This is a genomic window from Streptomyces sp. NPDC059398, assembly GCF_042751845.1.
GTDB lineage: Bacteria > Actinomycetota > Actinomycetes > Streptomycetales > Streptomycetaceae > Streptomyces.
The window spans coordinates 1-2,036 of record NZ_JBHYWP010000185.1 but is presented as its reverse complement, the minus strand read 5'-3'; the positions used below and the strand labels follow the sequence as shown (position 1 = coordinate 2,036).

At 70.4% G+C, this 2,036-nt stretch carries 3 protein-coding genes and 1 pseudogene; all 4 read right to left on the bottom strand.

Annotated elements, in window-relative coordinates; translation table 11 throughout:
• Nucleotides 1-140: 140 nt before the first annotated feature.
• Nucleotides 141-413 carry a DNA-directed RNA polymerase subunit omega gene (gene rpoZ / locus ACFXBC_RS34680; protein WP_164264569.1) on the bottom strand — a complete coding sequence of 91 codons (273 nt, stop codon included), beginning with the start codon at nt 411-413 and terminating at the stop codon, nt 141-143.
• A gap of 25 nt (nt 414-438) precedes the next feature.
• The gene (gmk, locus tag ACFXBC_RS34675; protein ID WP_385033967.1) at nt 439-1,032 is read right to left on the bottom strand and encodes a guanylate kinase; all 594 of its coding nucleotides are present in this window, start codon (nt 1,030-1,032) and stop codon (nt 439-441) included.
• 38 nt (nt 1,033-1,070) lie between these two features.
• The gene (locus ACFXBC_RS34670) at nt 1,071-1,394 is read right to left on the bottom strand and encodes an integration host factor (protein WP_164264567.1); all 324 of its coding nucleotides are present in this window, start codon (nt 1,392-1,394) and stop codon (nt 1,071-1,073) included.
• A gap of 301 nt (nt 1,395-1,695) precedes the next feature.
• A pseudogene (locus ACFXBC_RS34665) lies at nt 1,696-2,036 on the bottom strand (orotidine 5'-phosphate decarboxylase); the annotation flags it as partial.

The window sequence follows — 2,036 nt, the reverse complement described above, 5'->3', positions numbered from 1 at the left end:
GCGCGCGCGCCCCCACTTCCGATCGCCCCCCCCCCCCGCGTCCCCCCCCGGGGGGGGGGGCCCGGGGGGCCCCCCGCGCCACCCCCCCGCGCCCGCCGGGGGGGCGGCCGGGCCCGGAGTGAAAGAACTCACTGTCTGCGTTACTGCACGGGGCCTTCGATGGCCTCGGAGGTCAGCAGACCCGCGTTGATCTCGCGGAGCGCGATCGAGAGGGGCTTCTCGTGGACGTGAGTGTCCACCAGCGGACCGACGTACTCCAGCAGGCCCTCGCCCAGCTGGGAGTAGTACGCGTTGATCTGGCGCGCGCGCTTGGCGGCGTAGATCACGAGGCTGTACTTGGAGTCGGTTGCCTCAAGGAGCTCATCAATCGGCGGGTTGATGATGCCCTCGGGCGTGGTGATGGAAGAGGACACTCTCTGCCTTCCGATGGAGTGAAAATCAAAGAACCTTCACCAAGGCTAGCAGCTCGCGGGCCACGTCCTCGACGGAGGTATTGACAAGAGTCGTATCGAACTCGGACTCCGCGGCCAGTTCGATCCTGGCGGCCGCCAGCCTGCGTTCGATGACGTCGGGCGGTTCGGTCCCGCGTCCGGTGAGCCGGCGGACCAGCTCGTCCCAGCTGGGCGGGGCCAGGAAGACCAGCTGGGCCTCGGGCATGGAATTCCGTACGAGCCGGGCCCCCTGGAGGTCGATCTCCAGGAGCACCGGCTCCCCCGCCTCCAGGCGGTCCAGGACGGCCCGGCGCGGGGTGCCGTACCGGTTGCCCGCGAATTCGGCCCATTCAAGCAGCTCGCCGTTGGCGACGAGCTTGTCGAACTCCTCGTCGTCCACGAAGAAGTACTGGACGCCGTGGCGCTCACCGGGGCGCGGCTTGCGGGTCGTCGCCGACACCGAGAGCCAGACCTCGGGGTGAACCTTGCGCATATGGGCGACGACCGTGCTCTTGCCGACCCCGGAGGGGCCGGAGAGCACGGTCAACCGCGGATGGGGGTCCGGGGGTACGGGGGTCGTCCCCCGGGGTGTTGCAGCCATACGGCGATTATTCCAGCTTCCCGGGGGTGCCCGGGACGTCAGGCAGAGCCGCCGCCGAACTCGCGCTCCAAAGAGGCGATCTGATTGGAGCCGAGACCGCGCACCCGGCGGCTCTCGGAGATGCCGAGCCGCTCCATGATCTGCTTGGCGCGGACCTTGCCCACACCGGGCAGGGACTCAAGGAGGGCGGAGACCTTCATCTTCCCGATGACGCCGTTCTCCTGGCCCTGCTTGATGACCTCGTGGAGGGAGGCGCCGGAGTGCTTGAGTCGATTCTTGACCTCGGCCCGCTCCCGGCGAGCCGCGGCGGCCTTTTCGAGCGCGGCTGCGCGCTGTTCAGGGGTAAGGGGCGGAAGAGCCACGCCTACGTCACCTCGGATGTCGAACTGTCGGATACGGACCGGTGAGGAACTGATCGCCCCCCACCTGCGGAGCGACGAGCAACAGAATTGCGCGTCGGCTCTCGACGGAGACTAGCGGCCAGGGCCGCTCCAGTCAGCGAGAACAGACGAAAAGTCCTGGTCAGCCTTGGCCGGAGGGGATATTTAGGGCATAACACCCCGGTTTTCGGCCTGCCTGACGTCAACTGGCTGATTCTGACCGTCCGCCTCCGGGTTTCCGGGGCCGCCCGGCCCCGGACCTCGCCGATCGGCCGGAGGCTCCTCAGCCGGTGACCGCCGTACGCACCTCGTCGGCGAAGCGGGCGGCCGAATCACGCAGGGCCGCGCTGTCGGGACCGTGCCGCAGGACGCCCCGGCTGACACTCGGCACCACGTTGCCGACCGCCGAGCCGAACACCCGGGGCAGATCCGCGGGCGTCGCGCCCTGGGCGCCGATACCGGGGGCGAGGAGCGGCCCGTTGATGTCCAGACGTACGCCGGGGTCGCCGAGCGTCGCCCCGACGACGGCGCCCCCCGAGCCCAGCGGGGCGGCGCCCGCGCTCGCGCCCGCCAGGTGGGGGAGCATCAGCCGGGCCCGCGGCGCGCCGGGGGGGTGGGGGGGCG